The sequence below is a fragment of the Adhaeribacter terrigena genome (genome assembly GCF_016623615.1).
GTDB classification, from domain to species: Bacteria; Bacteroidota; Bacteroidia; order Cytophagales; family Hymenobacteraceae; genus Adhaeribacter_A; species Adhaeribacter_A terrigena.
The window spans coordinates 1-17,888 of the sequence record NZ_JAEHFX010000012.1 but is presented as its reverse complement, the minus strand read 5'-3'; the positions used below and the strand labels follow the sequence as shown (position 1 = coordinate 17,888).

The 17,888-nt window shown below is 45.8% G+C and carries 16 protein-coding genes; 7 read left to right on the top strand and 9 right to left on the bottom strand.

Annotated elements, in window-relative coordinates; all coding sequences use genetic code 11:
- Positions 1-52: 52 nt before the first annotated feature.
- From I5M27_RS17665 to I5M27_RS17655, 3 genes are all read left to right on the top strand, one after another.
- Positions 53-1,027 carry a KpsF/GutQ family sugar-phosphate isomerase gene (locus I5M27_RS17665; RefSeq protein ID WP_200507721.1) on the top strand — a complete coding sequence of 325 codons (975 nt, stop codon included), beginning with the start codon at positions 53-55 and terminating at the stop codon, positions 1,025-1,027.
- Between the two features lie 7 nt (positions 1,028-1,034).
- Complete coding sequence (locus I5M27_RS17660; RefSeq protein ID WP_200507720.1) at positions 1,035-2,111, top strand: mannose-1-phosphate guanylyltransferase; 1,077 nt, start codon at positions 1,035-1,037, stop codon at positions 2,109-2,111.
- A gap of 228 nt (positions 2,112-2,339) precedes the next feature.
- Complete coding sequence (locus I5M27_RS17655; RefSeq protein ID WP_200507719.1) at positions 2,340-2,990, top strand: hypothetical protein; 651 nt, start codon at positions 2,340-2,342, stop codon at positions 2,988-2,990.
- A 221-nt stretch (positions 2,991-3,211) separates the two neighbouring features.
- On the opposite strand, the gene I5M27_RS17650 is transcribed toward I5M27_RS17655, so the two are convergent.
- From I5M27_RS17650 to I5M27_RS17635, 4 genes are all read right to left on the bottom strand, one after another.
- Entirely contained in the window at positions 3,212-4,807 is a 1,596-nt protein-coding gene (locus tag I5M27_RS17650) for an FAD-dependent oxidoreductase (protein ID WP_200507718.1), read from the bottom strand.
- Positions 4,808-4,996: 189 nt separating this feature from the next.
- Positions 4,997-5,338 carry a hypothetical protein gene (locus tag I5M27_RS17645; protein WP_200507717.1) on the bottom strand — a complete coding sequence of 114 codons (342 nt, stop codon included), beginning with the start codon at positions 5,336-5,338 and terminating at the stop codon, positions 4,997-4,999.
- 83 nt (positions 5,339-5,421) lie between these two features.
- Complete coding sequence (locus I5M27_RS17640) at positions 5,422-6,081, bottom strand: sigma-70 family RNA polymerase sigma factor (RefSeq protein WP_200507716.1); 660 nt, start codon at positions 6,079-6,081, stop codon at positions 5,422-5,424.
- Between the two features lie 383 nt (positions 6,082-6,464).
- A complete protein-coding gene (locus I5M27_RS17635) occupies positions 6,465-7,316 on the bottom strand; it encodes a cyanophycinase (RefSeq protein WP_200507715.1) in 852 nt (283 codons plus the stop codon).
- Positions 7,317-7,916: 600 nt separating this feature from the next.
- Between I5M27_RS17635 and I5M27_RS17630 the strand changes: the two genes are divergently transcribed.
- From I5M27_RS17630 to I5M27_RS17615, 4 genes are all read left to right on the top strand, one after another.
- On the top strand, positions 7,917-9,104 hold the full coding sequence (locus tag I5M27_RS17630; RefSeq protein WP_200507714.1) for a T9SS type A sorting domain-containing protein: 1,188 nt from the start codon (positions 7,917-7,919) through the stop codon (positions 9,102-9,104).
- Positions 9,105-9,331: 227 nt separating this feature from the next.
- Positions 9,332-9,889 carry an RNA polymerase sigma factor gene (locus I5M27_RS17625; protein WP_200507713.1) on the top strand — a complete coding sequence of 186 codons (558 nt, stop codon included), beginning with the start codon at positions 9,332-9,334 and terminating at the stop codon, positions 9,887-9,889.
- 241 nt (positions 9,890-10,130) lie between these two features.
- Positions 10,131-10,550, top strand: coding sequence for a hypothetical protein (locus I5M27_RS17620; protein WP_200507712.1), 420 nt, complete (start codon positions 10,131-10,133; stop codon positions 10,548-10,550).
- Between the two features lie 35 nt (positions 10,551-10,585).
- Positions 10,586-11,596 (top strand): hypothetical protein, encoded by a 1,011-nt coding sequence (locus I5M27_RS17615; protein WP_200507711.1) that lies wholly within the window; start codon positions 10,586-10,588, stop codon positions 11,594-11,596.
- 93 nt (positions 11,597-11,689) lie between these two features.
- Here I5M27_RS17615 and I5M27_RS17610 read toward each other — a convergent pair whose 3' ends face one another.
- The 5 genes from I5M27_RS17610 to I5M27_RS17590 all read right to left on the bottom strand — a co-directional run bounded on the left by I5M27_RS17610 (position 11,690) and on the right by I5M27_RS17590 (position 17,609).
- Positions 11,690-11,872 (bottom strand): hypothetical protein, encoded by a 183-nt coding sequence (locus tag I5M27_RS17610; protein WP_200507710.1) that lies wholly within the window; start codon positions 11,870-11,872, stop codon positions 11,690-11,692.
- Between the two features lie 153 nt (positions 11,873-12,025).
- The gene (rlmB, locus tag I5M27_RS17605; RefSeq protein ID WP_200507709.1) at positions 12,026-12,832 is read right to left on the bottom strand and encodes a 23S rRNA (guanosine(2251)-2'-O)-methyltransferase RlmB; all 807 of its coding nucleotides are present in this window, start codon (positions 12,830-12,832) and stop codon (positions 12,026-12,028) included.
- Entirely contained in the window at positions 12,805-14,016 is a 1,212-nt protein-coding gene (locus I5M27_RS17600) for a GWxTD domain-containing protein (protein WP_200507708.1), read from the bottom strand. The genes rlmB and I5M27_RS17600 overlap by 28 nt, the downstream gene beginning before the upstream one ends.
- Positions 14,017-14,100: 84 nt before the next feature.
- Positions 14,101-17,061 carry a glycosyltransferase family 117 protein gene (locus I5M27_RS17595; protein WP_200507707.1) on the bottom strand — a complete coding sequence of 987 codons (2,961 nt, stop codon included), beginning with the start codon at positions 17,059-17,061 and terminating at the stop codon, positions 14,101-14,103.
- A gap of 149 nt (positions 17,062-17,210) precedes the next feature.
- A complete protein-coding gene (locus I5M27_RS17590) occupies positions 17,211-17,609 on the bottom strand; it encodes a T9SS type A sorting domain-containing protein (protein ID WP_200507706.1) in 399 nt (132 codons plus the stop codon).
- Positions 17,610-17,888: the final 279 nt, after the last annotated feature.

The following is a 17,888-nucleotide window of genomic DNA, read 5'->3' as shown; positions in this document are numbered from 1 at the left end:
CTTCAACAATGTTCAGTAATCGAACTTTCCTTACTCTTAATACAAATTTAACTTGAATATACCGAAAAACATTAAAAAAATTGCAAAAAGTGTCTTAGAAAATGAGGCACAGGCAGTTTTAAAATTAATAGACTATCTGGACGATAGCTTTGTGGGCTGCGTGGAAGCCATTTTAGCCTTAAAAGGGCGTGTAGTGGTAACCGGCATAGGAAAAAGCGCAAACATTGCCGCCAAAATTGTGGCCACTTTAAATTCCACCGGCACACCCGCTTTGTTTATGCACGCCGCCGATGCTATTCACGGCGACCTTGGAATGATCCAAAACGAGGATTTCGTGATCTGCATTTCCAAAAGCGGTAACACCCCCGAAATTAAAGTCCTGGCTCCGCTCTTGAAACGCAAAGGCGCCAAACTGGCGGCTTTGGTTTCGAACGTAGATTCTTACCTGGCCAAAAACGCCGATTTTGTACTGAACGCCACCATAGACCGCGAAGCCTGCCCGAATAACCTGGCCCCCACCACCAGCACCACCGCTCACCTGGCTCTAGGCGATGCCCTGGCTGTTTGTTTGCTGGAATGCCGTAACTTCAGCAGCCGCGATTTTGCTACCCTGCACCCGGGCGGCTCCTTAGGCAAAAAACTGTACCTGAAAGTAGAAGACATTTACCACCAGAACGCCGCTCCGAAGGTTCCGGAAACGGCCAACCTGAAAGAGATCATCATCGAGATTTCTTCCAAAAGATTAGGCGCCACTGCGGTGTTGGATGCGGCTAAAAAACTGACCGGCATTATTACCGACGGCGACTTGCGGCGCATGCTCACCAAATTCGATCTGAACGAAATTCCGCAGATTACGGCCGCCGCCATTATGACCGTCGCTCCGCTAACCGTAGAAACCGATACCTACGCAGCCGAAGCGCTGGCGCTGATGCAGCAAAAAAATATTACGCAGTTAATTGTCACAAAATCCGGTAACTTTGAGGGGTTTGTGCATTTGCACGATCTTTTAAAAGAAGGTCTGGTTTAATAACGATATGAATAAGAATACCTACGCCGTAGTAATGGCTGGTGGCATTGGCAGCCGTTTCTGGCCTTTCAGCCGGACCAATAACCCGAAGCAGTTTCACGATGTGTTGGGGGTGGGCGAAAGCATGCTGCAACTTACCATCAACCGCTTAACGGATATCTGCCTCCCGGAAAATATTTACGTGGTTACCAATAAAGATTACCGCGACCTGGTAGCCGAACAATTGCCGTTTTTAAAATCAGAGCAAATTCTCTGCGAACCGATCGGGCGTAATACGGCCCCGGCCATTGCCTATGCCTGCTACAAAATTTCGAGCCTGAACCGGGACGCTAATATTTTGGTAATGCCTTCGGACCATGTAATTCTGAAAGACGAGGCTTTTAAAACCACAGTTCTGAAGGCGCTGGAAGAATCTGCGAAAGACGATAAACTCATTACGCTGGGCATAAAACCCAACAAACCGCACACCGGCTACGGCTACATTCAGTTTATTGAAAGCGAAAGCCAGGAACTAAAAAAAGTAAAAACCTTTACCGAAAAACCGAGCCTGGAAATTGCGAACATGTTTCTGCAAAGCGGCGATTTTGTGTGGAATTCCGGCATTTTTATCTGGAACGCCAAAGCTATTCTGAGAGCGTTTAAATTGCATTTAAGCGAGATGGCTGAGATCTTTGAAGACGGCAATAATTTTTACAACACCAAGCACGAAGACGAGTTTATTACCAAAGCCTACTCCCACTGCCGCAACATTTCGATAGACTACGGCATTATGGAAAAAGCCGATAACGTGTACGTGCTGCTCAGCGATTTTGGCTGGAGCGACCTGGGCACCTGGGACTCTTTGTACAGCATTGGCCAGAAAGACGAAGCCGGCAACGTGGTAGATGGCGACGTGATGCTTTACGACGCCAAAAACAACATCATTAAAACCCCGAAAGACCGCCTGGTAGTAATTCAGGGCCTGGAAAACTACATTGTAGCCGAATTCGATAACGTGCTCATGATCTGCAGCAAAGACCAAGAGCAGAAAGTAAAGGAATTCGTTTCGGACGTAAAATCGAAGAAAGGCACGGCGTATATTTAGCAGTTTTAAGCGCTAAAACGATAGCGTTTTAGGAAGAAAAGTCAGGTTGTTATGGCCTGACTTTTTTGCGTTTCAGGGATAGCGTTTTTCTGAGAAAGGGAATTAGTTGCTCTGTTGGCCGGCCGTTTAATTCTTTTGTTATATTTGAAAAACATACGGTTATCTGACGGATGGTAGTTGGATAAACGTATGTTATTACATAAATACAGTAGTTAGAGCAAATTAGTAATGGAAGAAAAAGTAAAAGAGGCAATAGAGCTTTTACAGAATCCTAAGTCAAGTAAGCGTGAATCAGGAGCAAAAAAACTTAGGAAACTGGAATCATTGGAAGCTGGCCCAGCTTTGGTCCAAGCTTTACAAAAAGAAATAAAAGATTCTCGCACTTGGTCAACCCAGTATCACCTTATTCTTGCAATTGGACATTCAAAGTATGAAGCTGCGTTACCTATTTTGCTAGAGCTTGCTAAAAAAAATTTTGAAGCAACCATCCTATATCTAGGATTGGGTGATTCCATTTTTAGGCTTTCAATCCTTTCAAATTCAATCCAGGATTCCTTGCAGCAGATATATGATTTCAATAATTATATGTTGATTGATGGTGCGTTTCGAGCCCTTGCTCTTCTTCAAATTGTGCCTGATGATGCTATAATCAAAGAAATCTTTGAAAAGGCCATTGATCCAAAAGCTGTTGATTTTATTCAGAGCTATCCAAATGATCCAAGAGGGTTGAGGCTTTGGGCAGCAGCGGCTAGTTCTGGTTGGAAGAATGAATTGAAATCATCATTCTTGAAAGATTGTGATTTAATCCCAGATAACGCATTAAAATTTGCTGTCGAGAATTCAAGAAAAGGGAAATATGTAAAATGGAACCCTTACTAAAATAAATAGCTTTAACCACGCCTAAAGCACATTAAAACGTGCCTTAGCCAAGTACGTTATCTCAAAAACAATCAATCAGAAACCAGCATTCCCCAGAAACAAGAATCACTGTTTTGTAAGAACTCCCCTACTTCACCATTTACCCTTCTCAACAATAAGTCAGGCCCAAAATTCTGAATTTCCCGTTCAAACCCTATCCTTTTTGCAGTAAAAAAGTCAGGTCAGGCAATAGGATTATTCAGATCGCGTTCGCCGGATGGCGGGACCTTTTCGGTAAGCAGGTGTTCGGTTGGAATATCCACTTTTTTGCGCTGCAGGTTTTCAATTGCGGGACCTTCAATTACGCTACCGTCTACCATAAAGCGGCTGCCGTGGCAGGGGCAATCCCAGGTTTTTTCGGCGTTGTTCCAGTTTACAATGCATTTCATGTGGGTGCAAACCGCCGAACAAACGTGTAACTGGTTTTCCTCGTCGCGGTAAACAGCCAGCTTTTCCGAATCAATTTCGATGGTTTTGCCTTCGCCCGGTTTTATTTCGGAAAAATGGCTTACGTTCCCAACGGGCATATCTTTTAAATACTGCGCAGCTACGTTTACATTTTCTTTCACGAACTGCGCTGCCGTAGCCAGGTTGGTTCCGCGGGTCGCATCAAAAGCCTTTTTCCAGGCATTTTCCCGTCCCGAGATCATATCGGCTAACAGCATGCCGGCCACCGTGCCATAAATCAAACCATCGGCATAAAACCCGGTAGCAATATAGGTCCGTTTGGCACTTTTATGCGTCAGCCCGATATAGGGAACGCCGTCGCCGGAGCGGTAATGCTGCGCCGACCAGCGGTATTCTACCGAAGCCACATCGAAATGCTGGCGGGCGTAAGCTTCGAGTTCATTGAAATAATGCTGGTATTCCTGGTGGCTGGCCTGCCCGGTTTTATGGTGGTTTCCTGCAATCATGAGCATATCCAGTTTCATAGAATCGGTGCTGTGCGTGGTAATGGCGTGGTGGGTTTTATCGTTGTGCCAGAAATACGCATCCGGGTAATCGCCGCTTTTCAGGCGCATCGCCACCACGTAACTCCGGTAAGGCGAGGCTACCGTCTGCACCGTATGAATGCCGATGGGAATATGCGTGGCAATTACCAGCTGCTTGCTGGTTACGTTTCCATGACTGGTTTTTACCAGGCAATGGTCCTCTTCCTCTTTAAAGTCATGCACGGTGGTATGTTCAAATAACTTACAGCCGTGCTTAGCAACGGCCGTAGCCAACCCCAGCACGTAACGCAAGGGATGAAAACGCGCCTGCCCATCCAGACGAGCCGCTTTTTTTACCTGGAGCAAATGCAGCGGCGGCACTTCGGTTACAAATTCAGGCATGAAGCCGGCAATCTCCAAGGCTTCCACTTCGTGCGCAATGGTAGAAACCATGTCCTCTTCCTGCGTGAAAAAATACCAGGGCCGCCGGGCAAAATGGCAGTCAATATTTTTCTCTCTGGTCTGCATTTCAATAAAATCGAGGGCGGCATAACGGGCCTGCGCTACGGTTTGCATGGTTTCCAGATTGCGGTTTTTAGAGATCGTGTGCAGATAAGGCCCCACGGGCACATACAGGTTGCCCGTAGACCAGCCTGTTGTGCCGCCTCCTACTCTTCGCGCTTCCAGCACTACTACTTTTTTGCCGGCGCGGGTAAGTTGCAAAGCCGTAGTAATGCCCGTAATGCCGCCGCCAATTACTACTACATCGGTTTCAATATCGCCTTCCAAGGCCGGAAAATCGGGACGTCGCGGCGTGGTAGCTTCCCAGAAAGATTGCGTTTCCATCATGTTTCGTTTTAATTTACCTGTAAGCAAAAAACCGTTTCCAGCTGAGCAGCCTGGATTTTATAAACAACAAAGGCAATACCTTAATGTTATGTAAGCAAAATTTCCCGTTTGGAAAGCCTGAAATCTAAGCGAATCTTTTTAGTAATCAAGCCAGTTTTCACCCGGAAAATCCTACCGTTTTACCGCCTAACGAAAAGCAAAGATCAGCAGGAAAATAAAACCGGTAACGGCCAGCAAACCGTGGCCAACAGCCAGAAGCTTCGGAATGGGTTTGCCGGTGAGGTCGCGGAAAACCATGAAAAGTCCGCCTGCCGCTGCCAATACAAATAAGATCAGGCTTTCGGTGGGGTTGGGGCCGCCTTTCAGGGCGTAAATAATGAGCAAAACCAGCCCGACAACCGCCATAGGCCCATGCGTGAAAACAATGGTTTTGGGCGTTTCCTTGCCTTTCAGCACAAAACTTAACAGGTACATGCCCAGCAAAGCGGCCAGCGCAAAAAATCCGATAGAAGCATAGATCAGGGTCATCGTTTCATGGTTTTAGGTTGTGTTTCCTTCCAGTTATAGCAGCGGGGTGTTTTTAATTTAAAGCATTGCAGTTATTTCGTTTTTCAAATCTTCTGCATCACGTCCGTTACCATTTTATCGCAGTATATCAGGTTGAATTCGTACACGGAAGCCTGCGGATACCAGCTTTCCAGTTGTTTGCGGAGCATGGCTTTTGCCCGGTTCAGCCGCACTTTCACGTTGGTTTCGGTTATATTGGTTGCTTCGGCGGTTTCCTGCACGTTGAGGCCTTCCAGCTCGCGGAGCACAAAAACGGTACGGTAATCCAGGGGCAACTTTTCGATGCATTTTTCCAGCACCTGCCCCAGTTCCCGGTTCAACACTTCGTGGCGCGCATCGGAAAACGGTATGGTTTGCGAGGAAAAAACTGCCCCGGTGCTGGTAGGTTCGGTGAATTCGGGTTTAATTAACTGGCGGTTTTTCTGCGCCAGGTGGTAGCATTTGTTCAGCATAATCCGGATGAGCCAGGTTTTATAGGTGGAACGCCCTTCAAATTTATGCAGGTTCTGAAAGGCGGCAATATGGGTTTCCTGCATCAGATCCTGTACATCGTCGTGCCCGAAACCGTATGCCCGGCCCACTTTATAAAGCGCGCCGTTATAACGGCGGATCAGGATCCCGAAGAAGTCCTTTTTACCGGCTTTTATTTTCCCGATCGTTTCCAGATCGGTGGCAGTTTTTTCCAGGGTTTCGGAATGGCGCATGCTTTTAGCGTTTATGTATTTCGTTATTAAGGGTGCCAATTTTACTTTCAAAACCAATTGCCACAATTTACTGCAAACAAAGCCGCCGGAGAAGGATGCAGCTTAAGATGCGGCGGATGACAACGCTGTTTCATTGACGGCAATGCTTTAAAAGTTGATCATATAACCTGAAATCATTTCCGGCTCGAGAATCGCTAAATCCGTACTTCCGAAAAAGCCTGCAATAACCGGTTTTCAGCTTTTCAAACTTTCTTTTTTTTAGAGTGCAGGTACCAGCCATCGGTTACAGGATTTCCGGCATATTTTTCAGAACACCTGAAAAGAAAGCGCTTAATCCCTTTTTAAAAACCAAAGCCTGAAAGCCTGCTACTTAATTTCTTCCTTCAAACCAGTTTACCCGAACCCATCAGGAAAGCCCGGCCGCGCGGCAACACATGCATGACAATATTTTCGAGACAAAACGGCTCACCGGTTTGCAATTTAGTGTAGTTATTTTCCAGCATATGGCGGCCGTCCAGCACTACTACCAAACCCGATCCGATGGTTTCGATGCGCTCGCCGTCCGAGATCAGAATACCGGTATCTTCACCCAGTCCCACCCCGATCAGGGAAGAATTGATAGCAATGGTTTCTATAAGGCGCGGAAAACGGCGTCGGTTTATAAAATGCGTATCGATCGCGATCTCGTTTAGCAAGCCCAGCCCATCGCCCAGTTGTACGTTGCCTTTTACCAGGTTCGGAATGCCCTGCGACCCTTCGATCATGATCTTGCACAAAGCCATGGCGCCGGCGCTGGTGCCTGAGATCAGAAATTTTTCTTCGTTCCGGTAGCGTTCTTTCAATAATTCCAGGGCTTTGCTTTGGTAGAAAACCTTAGCGATCCGGTTCTGGTTGCCGCCGGTAAACATCACGCAGTTCGTTTGCCGCAGGCGTTCCAGGTATTCGGGCTTGTTCACGTCCTCCGCCGTTTGAATATGCAGCATGCCCACGTTATCGCAGCCTAAACGCACAAAAGCATCGAAATAAGCCTGCCCCATTTCTTCGGGAATTAACGTAGCCGTGGTAACTACTTCAATGCGCGTACCCAGGCCATAAAGCTCATCGTGAATGCGTTTTAAAATTCCGTTCTCGAAAAAACGCACCTGTTGCCGAAGATGATTCTCTTCCGGTTCCGGTATAGAGCCCTTGTCTTCGTTGCCGCCAATAGCTACAATCTTACCTTTCGGGGTTTGCATATCAGATTATGTTTCAGCCGTTTCTGACCTTAACTCCGAAAATAAAAAATGGTTTTAAACTCCGGAAAACGCTATGGTTTTAACCTGCAAAAGTCTTGCTTCAACCCATTGCACTTTTATAAAACAAATGGTATCTTTCCTTTAAGATCGAAAAAAATAATACGTAAAGTGTTTTACAGCCAACCATTTTTGTTATTCTTAAAATAAAACACAGCCTTTTGACACCTGATGGCATTTGAAAAAATGAAATAATTACAAATTACACTGGACACTGGTAATTCACACATAATCTGCCCGTTAATGATAGCCTTACCCCCAATATTCGCACCCGGAAAATGGAAAAAAATTCATTTCTATTTATTAAGAATATTACTGTTGTTTATTGTTCTATGTGCTGGCGTGAATGTTTACGGACAAAAGGAAACTGCAAACTGGTTTTTTGGGAGCAGAGCAGGTCTGAATTTTAATGGTTCTGCTCCCACCGCAATAACCAATGGCTTTTTGTATACACTTGAAGGCTGCTCTGCTATAAGCGACTCCACAGGCCGGCTTCTTTTTTATACAGACGGGGTAAGGGTATGGAATAGAACGCACCAAATCATGGCTAATGGAACCGGGCTATGGGGCAATTGGTATTCCACGCAATCGGCTTTAATTGTTAAACAACCATCGCAAAACCAGTATTATATATTTACAGCAGATTTTCAGGCGGGAGCATTCGGCAATTACGGGGGCCTTGCTTACAGTATTGTGGATATGAGCCTGGAAGACGGTTTAGGGGCCGTTACCACCAAAAACACCCCTTTACTTACTCCTACCGCCGAAAAGGTTACCGCCGTTCATCATAAAAACGGAAGCGATATCTGGATCATGACCCAGCACTGGGGAAGCAATGAAAAATACGCCTGGCTTCTTACCAGCAGTGGTTTAAATCCAGTGCCGGTAATCAGCAGGTTAGGTATTATTCACAACGATCCGGTCAACGGCAATGGCCAGTCACAAGGATACATGAAATTCTCCCATAATGGCCGGAAAGTTGCCAGTGCCATTACACAAACCAAGATAATTGAGTTGTATGACTTTGATAATACTACGGGGCTGCTCAGCAACCTTAAAACCTTAAACCTGGATGATGGTTATTATGGTTTAGAATTTTCTCCCAACGACAGCATCTTATATACTACTTCCAACGCGAAACTATATCAGTTTCAAGTAGATTTACCCAGCGAACAACAAATTTACAACTCCCGTTTTTTAGTGCATGAAATTCCACTTTCACCTTCAGCATTCCTTTTTGGGAGCGTTCAGTTGGCCTTAGATTCCAGGATCTACGTAGCAAAAAGCCTGTTAGACTCTCTTGGAGCAATCACGAATCCAAATGCTCCCGGCGCTTCCTGCAATTACCGGCACAATGCTGTTTCCCTGAAAGGAAGAAGTAATACCCTCGGGCTTCCCAATTTTGTACAATCTCTATTTACTTATAAAGTAAAAGACCCCGCCCCTCAACCTTCAGATTCAACTAATACTACAAATCCGAATGCCGGCATTTCCATTAATCCTTTGCCATACACCTCCAATTACGTAATTGAAGTTCAGGATCCGGAATTAAAATATGTGGAAGTTTACCTATATAATAATATTGGGCAGTTAGTTTTTACCCAAAAGGAAAATACTGTTTCCAAAAAATACGCAACGGTATTAGACTTAAGCCGGCATGCCAGAGCAATTTACTTTGTTGCGGTTTTAACCAATAAGGGAAAAGTAATCAGAAAAATTATGAAGCTGTGATCCTTTTTCAGGCCGTCCGATTTCCCTGGCAATACTAGCAAATGTTAGTTGCAGCATGCAGCAAGCTCTAATTCCTTATGCGTCAATAAAAAAGTCAGGCGGTTAAACCTGACTTTTTTGCATTAAAAGCCTACCGTTTTGGGGAACAATATAAAAATAAAAAATATTTTTACCGGCAGGCAACGCAACCTCATCTTGTTGCATTATGACATTAAACGCCCCGATGCATGATCGCTTTTAGTAAGGAATTTACGAGCCGTTGCCAAAAAGAAGACCAGAAAGCTCAGAAAGAGCTTTTTGAGAAACTTTATGCGCCCATGTACCGGGTTTGTTTCCGCTATATCGGGCGACAGGCCGAAGCCGAAGATTGCCTGATGAAAGCTTTTATGAAGATCTTTCAGAAACTGGAAACCTTTGAGTGGCAAAATGAACACAGCCTCTTTTTCTGGATCCGGAAAATAATGGTAAACGAAGCGCTGATGGAACTGCGCCGGAACAATTTACTGCTAGTCGTGCAATCGGAGAACCTGCCGGAAGAAGTTGAAGATAGCAATACCATTGACCAGCTTTCTGCGGAAGAACTTTTTGGCCTGATCACGAAACTACCAGACGGCTACCGTACGGTTTTCAACCTGTATGTGGTAGAAGGTTATTCGCACCAGGAAATTGCCCGGATGCTCAGTATCAGCGAAAGTACCAGTAAAAGTCAGCTTTTAAAAGCCCGCGGCCGCCTGAAGTTAATGGTAGAAAAAATGAACAACGTGTATGGAAGCTATGCAGGATAAACAAATTCGGGAGAAATTGAACAGCCTCGATTCGCTGCCGGAAGGTTACAATCCATTGCTGGATTCGAAGTGGGAATTGTTGCGCGCCGGAATACCAGTAAAGAAAAAAACGCCGCATTTTTTCCGGTACGCAGCTGCAGCTTCCCTCCTTTTACTCTTAAGTTTCAGTTTAACGTTCTGGCAAACTGAGAAAAAAATAACTAAAAGAGCCATTGCCCGGAAAGAAAGCTTTGCAGAAAAAATGAGTACAAAAGCGCCTGAAATTTACAAATTCGAACCAAGCAGGAAACTTGTTAAACCGGTTATTGCCAGTACGAAATCTGCGCGAATAAACGCTATGGTTAAACACCAAAAAACTAAGGTTCAAAATCAATACAACGCCGTTCCCGCCACAGATACTACAGGAAAATTACGCATTCAAACTCAAACTTCTGAAGAAACTCCGGTTCTGATTGCAGCGGAAAACCCCAAAGTTACTGCTAAAAAAAGAAACCACTACGTAGAACTCGATTTCGATGCGCCGGAAACACTACAACGCTTACCTCAGCCCGTACAAACCGCGCAATTGCAATTTAAGATAAGGCTCATGCCTCAAATTTCTGAACCCGGCCGCACTACCGGTCAACCAGAAAATCCTATTCGTTTACAACATACTTTCTAACATTTCCTAAATCAAAATTTCAGATTCTTACTTCTATGAAAAACATAAAGCTATTTATGTGCCTGGCATTTATTGCCCTAACTTTTCCGCTGTGGGCACAAACCAATACGGAGCAAAATCCTCAGGATACAGTTTTGATTCGCTTGCAAGGCCGCAACCAAGTACACATAATTGGCAAACGCCTCAGAACGCTGGCCACTTATGAGCGCGCCGACTCTTTAAAAGCGTACTTTTTTTCTGATCTGAATAAGAGCCTGCAAAACGGTTCGTTTCCGGAAATGCCAAAGCGCATTCATTATTTTGTAAGCCAGCAAGGCAAACGCCGGTTAAAGGCAGAAATAAACGAAGAATTTGCTGCCAAATTCGATCTTGGTTACGAAAAAACCCGGATGAACCTGGATTTGCCGCCGCTGCATTACACCATTTACGATCTTCCGGAAAACGTTGAAATTCATTTCTTTCTGGAAGATTCTGCTGCAACGGAGCTAGCGGCAACCACCATGCTGAGCCCGGCGTTGCAAGCGGTAAAAAAAGAAGGCAAAAAAGCCAATCTTTTATCTACTTACCGCCTGGAAAAAACCGGTTTCGGGTTTGAAAACCGCAATCCGAAAAAGAATAAAGTGATTACTTTAGAATTTAATGGTGGTTTGGGAGGAATGTTATTCGGAAGCCAGCTTTCTCCAGTTATTAGTTACGATTTGTACATAACACTGCCAAGCCGCCGGTTTCTGAAACATCGTTTCGGAGCCTCTTACAATGGCTTTCTTCTCACTGATTTTAAAGAAGGAAAATTTGAAAATCTGAATACAGGAACAAGCCTGAAAGGATATTATCAATTCAAGATCAACTCAACTGGTCAGCATGACAGTTGGTTTGGTTTAAGCGCCGGCTACGTTGGCACCGACAAATCTACTGGTCTAAAACGCAATGAATTCATCTGGGGGCTGATCAGTACCCAAGGCCGGAATAGTTTTTCTGCTGATATGATTCCTCTTGGCAATAAAGAAGCTTTCTTACTGTTTACCTATAAGCGTTTTATTCTTTGATCTACGCAACTAAAAACGCTACCCTTTTCCAACAAAAAAGTCAGGCCTTCCAGCCTGACTTTTTTGATTTCTTTAAAACACTTTCCAAAATTCCTAAGTACGTCTGCGCAAATAAACTTTCATCGCAATACCGGCTGTAATAATGAACACGGAAATAATACCCAGAACTGAATTCCCTTCGTCGGAAATTAAATTCTTCACGCCAAGTAACAGTATAAATACCAGAAAAAGAAGGCCGGCAATAAAAGAAAAGGTTGGTCTGAAAAGGTTGCTCATAATTTGCAGAAATAAGGTTCAGTTTTGGAGCATTAAAGATAACAAATTGTTTTTTTAACAAGCTATAATCACTTTTCGACGCTAATTCCTTACCGTTTTCAAACCTGAAAATCCATCTCCGAATTTTCAAATCTTCAAATCTTCAAATCAGAATTACTTCTGTGCCAAACGCTGCTTCAGCACTTCGAAAAGCATAATGCCGCTGGCTACCGAAACGTTGAGCGAAGAAATTTTACCCACCATCGGAATTTTAATGCGCAGGTCGGAGCGTTTCAGGTATTCCGGCGAAATGCCGTCTTCTTCGCTTCCCATTACAATGGCCAAAGGCCCGGTCAGGTCGATGTTTTCTTCCAGGCTGTGCTCGGCTTTTTCGGTACACGATACGATCCGGATGCCGGAGTTATGCAGGTAATCGAGCGTTTCTTTTAAATTGTGCTCGCGGCAAACCGGGATCCTGTTCAACGCGCCGGCCGAGGTTTTAACCGCATCGCCGTTTACCTGCGCCGCGCCGTGGCTCGGAATTACAATGGCATGCACGCCCAAGCATTCCGCGTTTCGGGCAATAGCACCAAAGTTACGTACGTCCGTAATTCTATCTAAAACCAGGATCAGCGGATCTTTGCCTTCGTCGAACAAAGACGTTACAATGTTTCCGAGCGGCAGATACGTGATCATGGAAAGATACGCCACCGCACCCTGGTGATTTTTGCGGGTCAGGCTGTCGAGTTTTTCTACCGGTACGCTGGCAATCGGCACGTGGGCTTTGCGCGCCATTTCGGTCATGTCGGCGGTTAAGCTGTTCTTCTGACCTTTCTGTAAATATATCCGTTCAATGGTCTTTCCGGCCGCCAGCGCTTCCAGAATGGGCCGCAGCCCGAAGATCATTTCAATTTTATCGGCATTATCCTTTTTAAACGGCGGACGGCGGTTGCCTATTTCCCGATAGTTCCTTTTCTCCATTGTTCTACCATATCGTACCAAACCTGTTCGTAATACGGGCTTCGCACGAGTTCATAATGATTTTGCGTAAAGGTATTCTCTTTTTTCAAGAAAATGAACCGCGCCTGGTTATGATTCTGATTTACCAGATAGATCCACTCTTCCCGGTTGCTGTAACGCTTCACTTCTTCGGGCGGCCCGAAAATCAAATAAAGCATGCCCCGGTCGGTCAGCCAGCCGGCTTTGTGGGCGGTAAAAAAGCGGTTTGCGGCCGTTACCCGTTCGTAGTAGCTTCTAATTAACCTCCGGGCTTCGTTCTGATTAGGATTTACCCCGAGCCAGAATTTATCTACGGCCGCCTTGGGATCCGGAGCAGCATAAAGTTTATTGCGTTCTTCGGCGGTGGTTAAATAAATAAGCGGCTGAATCAGATCCTGTGCCGAAACCAGTTCCGGGAAATTCGCACTTTCTACCAAAACCCCGCCTACACTTTTACCGCCTATTTCGATACCGTATAACCCAATCTCCGAAAGCGAAACAATATAATCCAGAAAGGAGATGGTCTGCAGTTTTTTAAGCGTGGGGGCTACCGTTTTTTCCTGCGAAGCCATAGGCGGCAGTGCGGCCCCGAAAACGGTTTCGTAGCGCTGGAATTCGCCGGGTTGCGGCACGCCAAATTGCGCGATCAGAAACGGTTCGTTCGCCCGCACATAATTCCGGAAAAGCGGCAGATTGGTGGCGGCATCAGCTAAAACATACGGTTTGGTTCCTTCGGTGGCCGAAAGCCGGACATCGTGGTACAGCGCGTTTTGCGGATCGTTGCGCAAAACCAGCTTCATTTGCAGCACCATCGGGAATTTCAGCCTGGCAACCGGCAGCTTAAAATCGAACAATACGCCGTCTTCGGTTTTTAAGATCCTGCTCCCGGCTTTTCTAACCGAATCGGCTAAAATAATATCGGTGTCTTCGTAGTTCACAAAACCGGTATAAGCAACCTGCAGGTTTTTCGGAAAGGAAAAAAAACCGGCGTCGGCAAATTTCAGATATACGTGCAGGCTGTCGCCTTCGCGGCGCAGATCGTGCTGTACGGCCGTTTTAGGCTGGTATTCAAAACCCTGGTTAAAGCGCGAGGGTGCAGGCAATTTGCGGCAGCCAAAACTTAAAACCAGCATACAGCCGGCAAGAACCTGAAATATTTTTTTCATACAGTGCTTCGAATACGCAAAATTGCTTTAAACGGAAAAAGCCGGCGTTTAACCCGACTTTTTCTGCTTAAAATAATACCGTTTTTACATGCCCTGCATATTGCCGTAGTAGCGCTGGAACATGGTATTGAGTTCCGCGGCTTTCTGCTGCATGCCTAACTGCTGGGCGGCCATTACTAACTGCTGCAAGGTAAACAGGTTCAACTGAATTTCATTATCGAAACGCGTGCCCTGCGTAAAGTAATAATCTAAAGCCCGTTGCGTACGCTTACCCATTACATCTACGATCTGGGCGGCTTTATCGCGCTGGCCAACTTCGGCTAAAGGCAACAGCAACGGCGGGGTGTAATAATCATACGGGATCGATTTGTCCGGCAGCACTTTAAAGCAATGATCCAGCACTTCTTTGGCTTTGGCTTTGTCGCCGGCTTTCAGGTACTCGGTAGCTAAACGGCCAAACATATTCCGGGCATTAGAAGGGAAACGCAGGTAATTTTCGTCGTAGAAAACGTTCGGGTTATCCATTTCGCGCCACTGGAATTTGTTCATGATGTTGTTATACATCAGATCTTTCTCTACATAACCTAAGTCGCCTTGCTGCTGGTTGCGTACCGGCACAATGCGGTAAGCCAAACCTTCCAGCTGCAGATAAGGGTCCAGGTTCAGGAAGTCGGAAGTATTAACGGTAGTAGAAAAATAAACCGGACGTTTCCAGTTGTTGGTAGCCAGAATATCCAGAATTACCAGGTGCTTTTTTTCCAGCGCCGAGCGGCCCACGTTAAAGTTCAGCTGCGGCACAATTTCCGCCTGACGATTGGCCGGCACGGCGTTGTTTTGAATTACCGCGTTGCGGTCTACGTTCAGGAAGAAAGTTTTGGTTGGGAAAGAAGTAAACGAACGGCCGGCAGCAGACTGTACCTGCAACCCTTCATAATTATCTTTCACCAGTTTCACGAATTGCTTCAGGTCCATGCCGTTCTTCACCACTTCTTTTTCTACAAATGGCAGGTAATCGTTAGTACCCTGGCGGTAATTCGGATTCTCTAAAGAAATTGGCAGCGGATCAGATTTATAACTCTGGCGCTTCATCTGGTCTACGTACCAGTCGGTGTTCAGGTAGCTTAAAACGGCTACGCGCACATCGGTTCTAATGCCTTCCACTTCCTGGGCGTACCAGAGCGGGAAAGTATCGTTATCGCCGTTGGTGAATAAAATGGCGTTTGGCGCACAGCTTTGCAGCAGGTTAATGGCCGAATCTACGGAATGGTAGCGGTGCGAACGATCGTGGTCATCCCAGCCTTCGGCCGCTAAAATAGCCGGCACCGAAAGACCTAAAACGGTAGCCACTGCCGCGCGGGCCGTTTCGCTTTGCATCATTTTCTTTAACGCCGCAGCAATACCCATTACCCCCAAACCGATCCAGATGCTGAACGCGAAGAACGAACCGGCAAAAGTATAATCACGCTCCCGTGGCTCGATCGGCGGCTGGTTCAGGTAAAGCGCAATGGCAATACCGGTAAAGAAGAACAGCAACCCTACAATAAAGGCATCGAACCCGTTGCGGCGGATCTGGAAGATAAGACCGATAATGCCCAGGATCAGCGGCAGGGCATAGAAATTATTCCGCGCCATGCTCTCCCCTACGCGTTCCGGCAGGTTTTTGTCGCCTTCGGCCGGCCAAAGCACGCCCGATTGCTGCACATCGCCTTCGCGGCCCACAAAGTTCCAAAGGAAATAACGCCAGTACATGTGGCCCAGCTGGTAACGCATCAGGAAAGAAAGGTTCTGACCCATAGTCGGCTTTTTGCCTTCCTGAATGTTTACCCATTTTTTATATTCCTGAATATGCGCGGGCTGGTTGCTGTAAATACGCGGTAGCAGCGCCATGTCTTTCGGGTTGTAAACCGGTTCGGTTTTGTAATCTACAATTTCGTATTTGTCTTTACCTTTAAAATAGCGCGGGTCGGTTTTCTCTTCGTCTATAATTTCGGCGTTGAACTGCGGACCGTAAAGCAACGGACGATCGCCGTATTGCTCCCGTTTCAGGTAAGATACAAAGCTTACAATGTTTTCCGGGTCGTTTTCATCAATGGTCGGGTTATAAGCCGAACGGATCGGGATCATGAGATAAGAAGAATAACCGATCAGGATGAAAACGAAGCAAAGCAAGGCGGTATTGAGCCAGCGCAGGTTTTTGCGGTAAGAATAAGCAAATGCAAAGTAAAGCGCCGCCAGGAAAAACAACAGGAAAATGATGATACCCGCCCCGAAAGGCAGCCCCATATTATTAATGAAGAACACCTCAAAGCTTCCGGCCAGCGAAGGCAGGCCCGGGATAATACCCCAAAGGATGAAAACGATGATAACAGCGCTGATCACAAAAGTAGCCAGGGCACCTTTGCGGTTTGCTTTGTGCTTACGGTAGTAATAAATAAAGGCCAGCGAAGGAATAGCAAGCAAGTTCAGTAAGTGAACCCCGATGGAAAGACCGGTTAAATAGGCAATTAAGATCAGCCATTTATCGGCGGTCGGTTCTTCGGAGCGGGCTTCCCACTTGAGCATGGCCCAGAAAACGATGGCCGTAAAGAAGGAAGACATGGCATAAACTTCAGCTTCTACGGCCGAGAACCAAAACGAATCGGTAAACGTGAAAGCCAGGGCTCCTACCGCGCCCGAACCGATCAGCAGCCAGGTCTGGCCGGTAGTTGGCTCGGTAATACGGTCGCAAATCAGCATTTTTCTACCCAGAATGGTTATGCTCCAGTATAAAAACAGTACTGTAAACGAGCTCGAAAGGGCCGAAAGCAAATTCACCATGAAAGCCACATTGGTAGGATCGGTAGCGAACATGGAAAATAAACGGCCGATCATTAAAAAGAAAGGCGCTCCGGGCGGATGCGGAACCAGAAGTTTGTAAGAACAGGCAATGAATTCACCGCAATCCCAGAAGCTGGCTGTTGGTTCCAGCGTTTTAACGTAAACAAAAGTGGCAACCAGAAAGATGATCCAGCCGGCCAGGTCGTTGATCCGTTTATAAGTACGCATTAAGTAGTGTTTAAATGAACCGCCGAAATTAATAAAATAAATAAAACATATGGGTTCTTAACGCAACTTAGAGCAGAATTATTTTGAACAAAAAAAAGCCCCGCAGATTGCGGGGCTTAAAAATGGTATGCTTTTGATGCCAGAAAGTATTAACGCTGCACAATCAGGCGTTTGGTTTCAATCATTTTATCGTTTGCGATCAGGCTATAAAAATAAAAACCAGCCGGCATGCCGGTAAGGTCTACCTGCACGCGGGTATCGGCGGTGGCTTTGCTCAGATCCACCGTTTTTACCACTCTGCCAATAGCGTTTGAGATCCGGATCTTATAATCTTCGCCGGTGGCTTTAGATAGGGTAAAATAAATTTCGCCGCGGCTCGGGTTCGGATAAGCATCCAGACTAGCGGTAACTTTGTCACGTTCGGTCTGCACTTGTGGCTTGGCCGCTGCCCCATTGGCAGTAGAGCCGGAACAAACGCCTGTCATGGCGAAGGTATGCAGCGTAAATATGAAAAAGGTTAAACCAAATATGCGCGTAAAGATTTTCATCATGTAGTAATTTAAAAGGTATTATTCTAAAAAAGCAGTATCACTCTTAATACTACCATGCACATTGCAACTACTGTGCCTAAAACACTGACGCCAAAACGCCTGATTTTGTTGCATGTGATTTTTCTAAAAGTAAACTTTAATTTCTTTATTAACAAATCTGTTTCCGGTTAAGTTTTCCCGCGTTCCATTTTCTTCTCCTGCCTCTATCCCAAACCTTTTCCAAAACGGTGCAAACGCTGTAGAGGGTTTTGCTTGCGATAATACTTTCTTTATAGC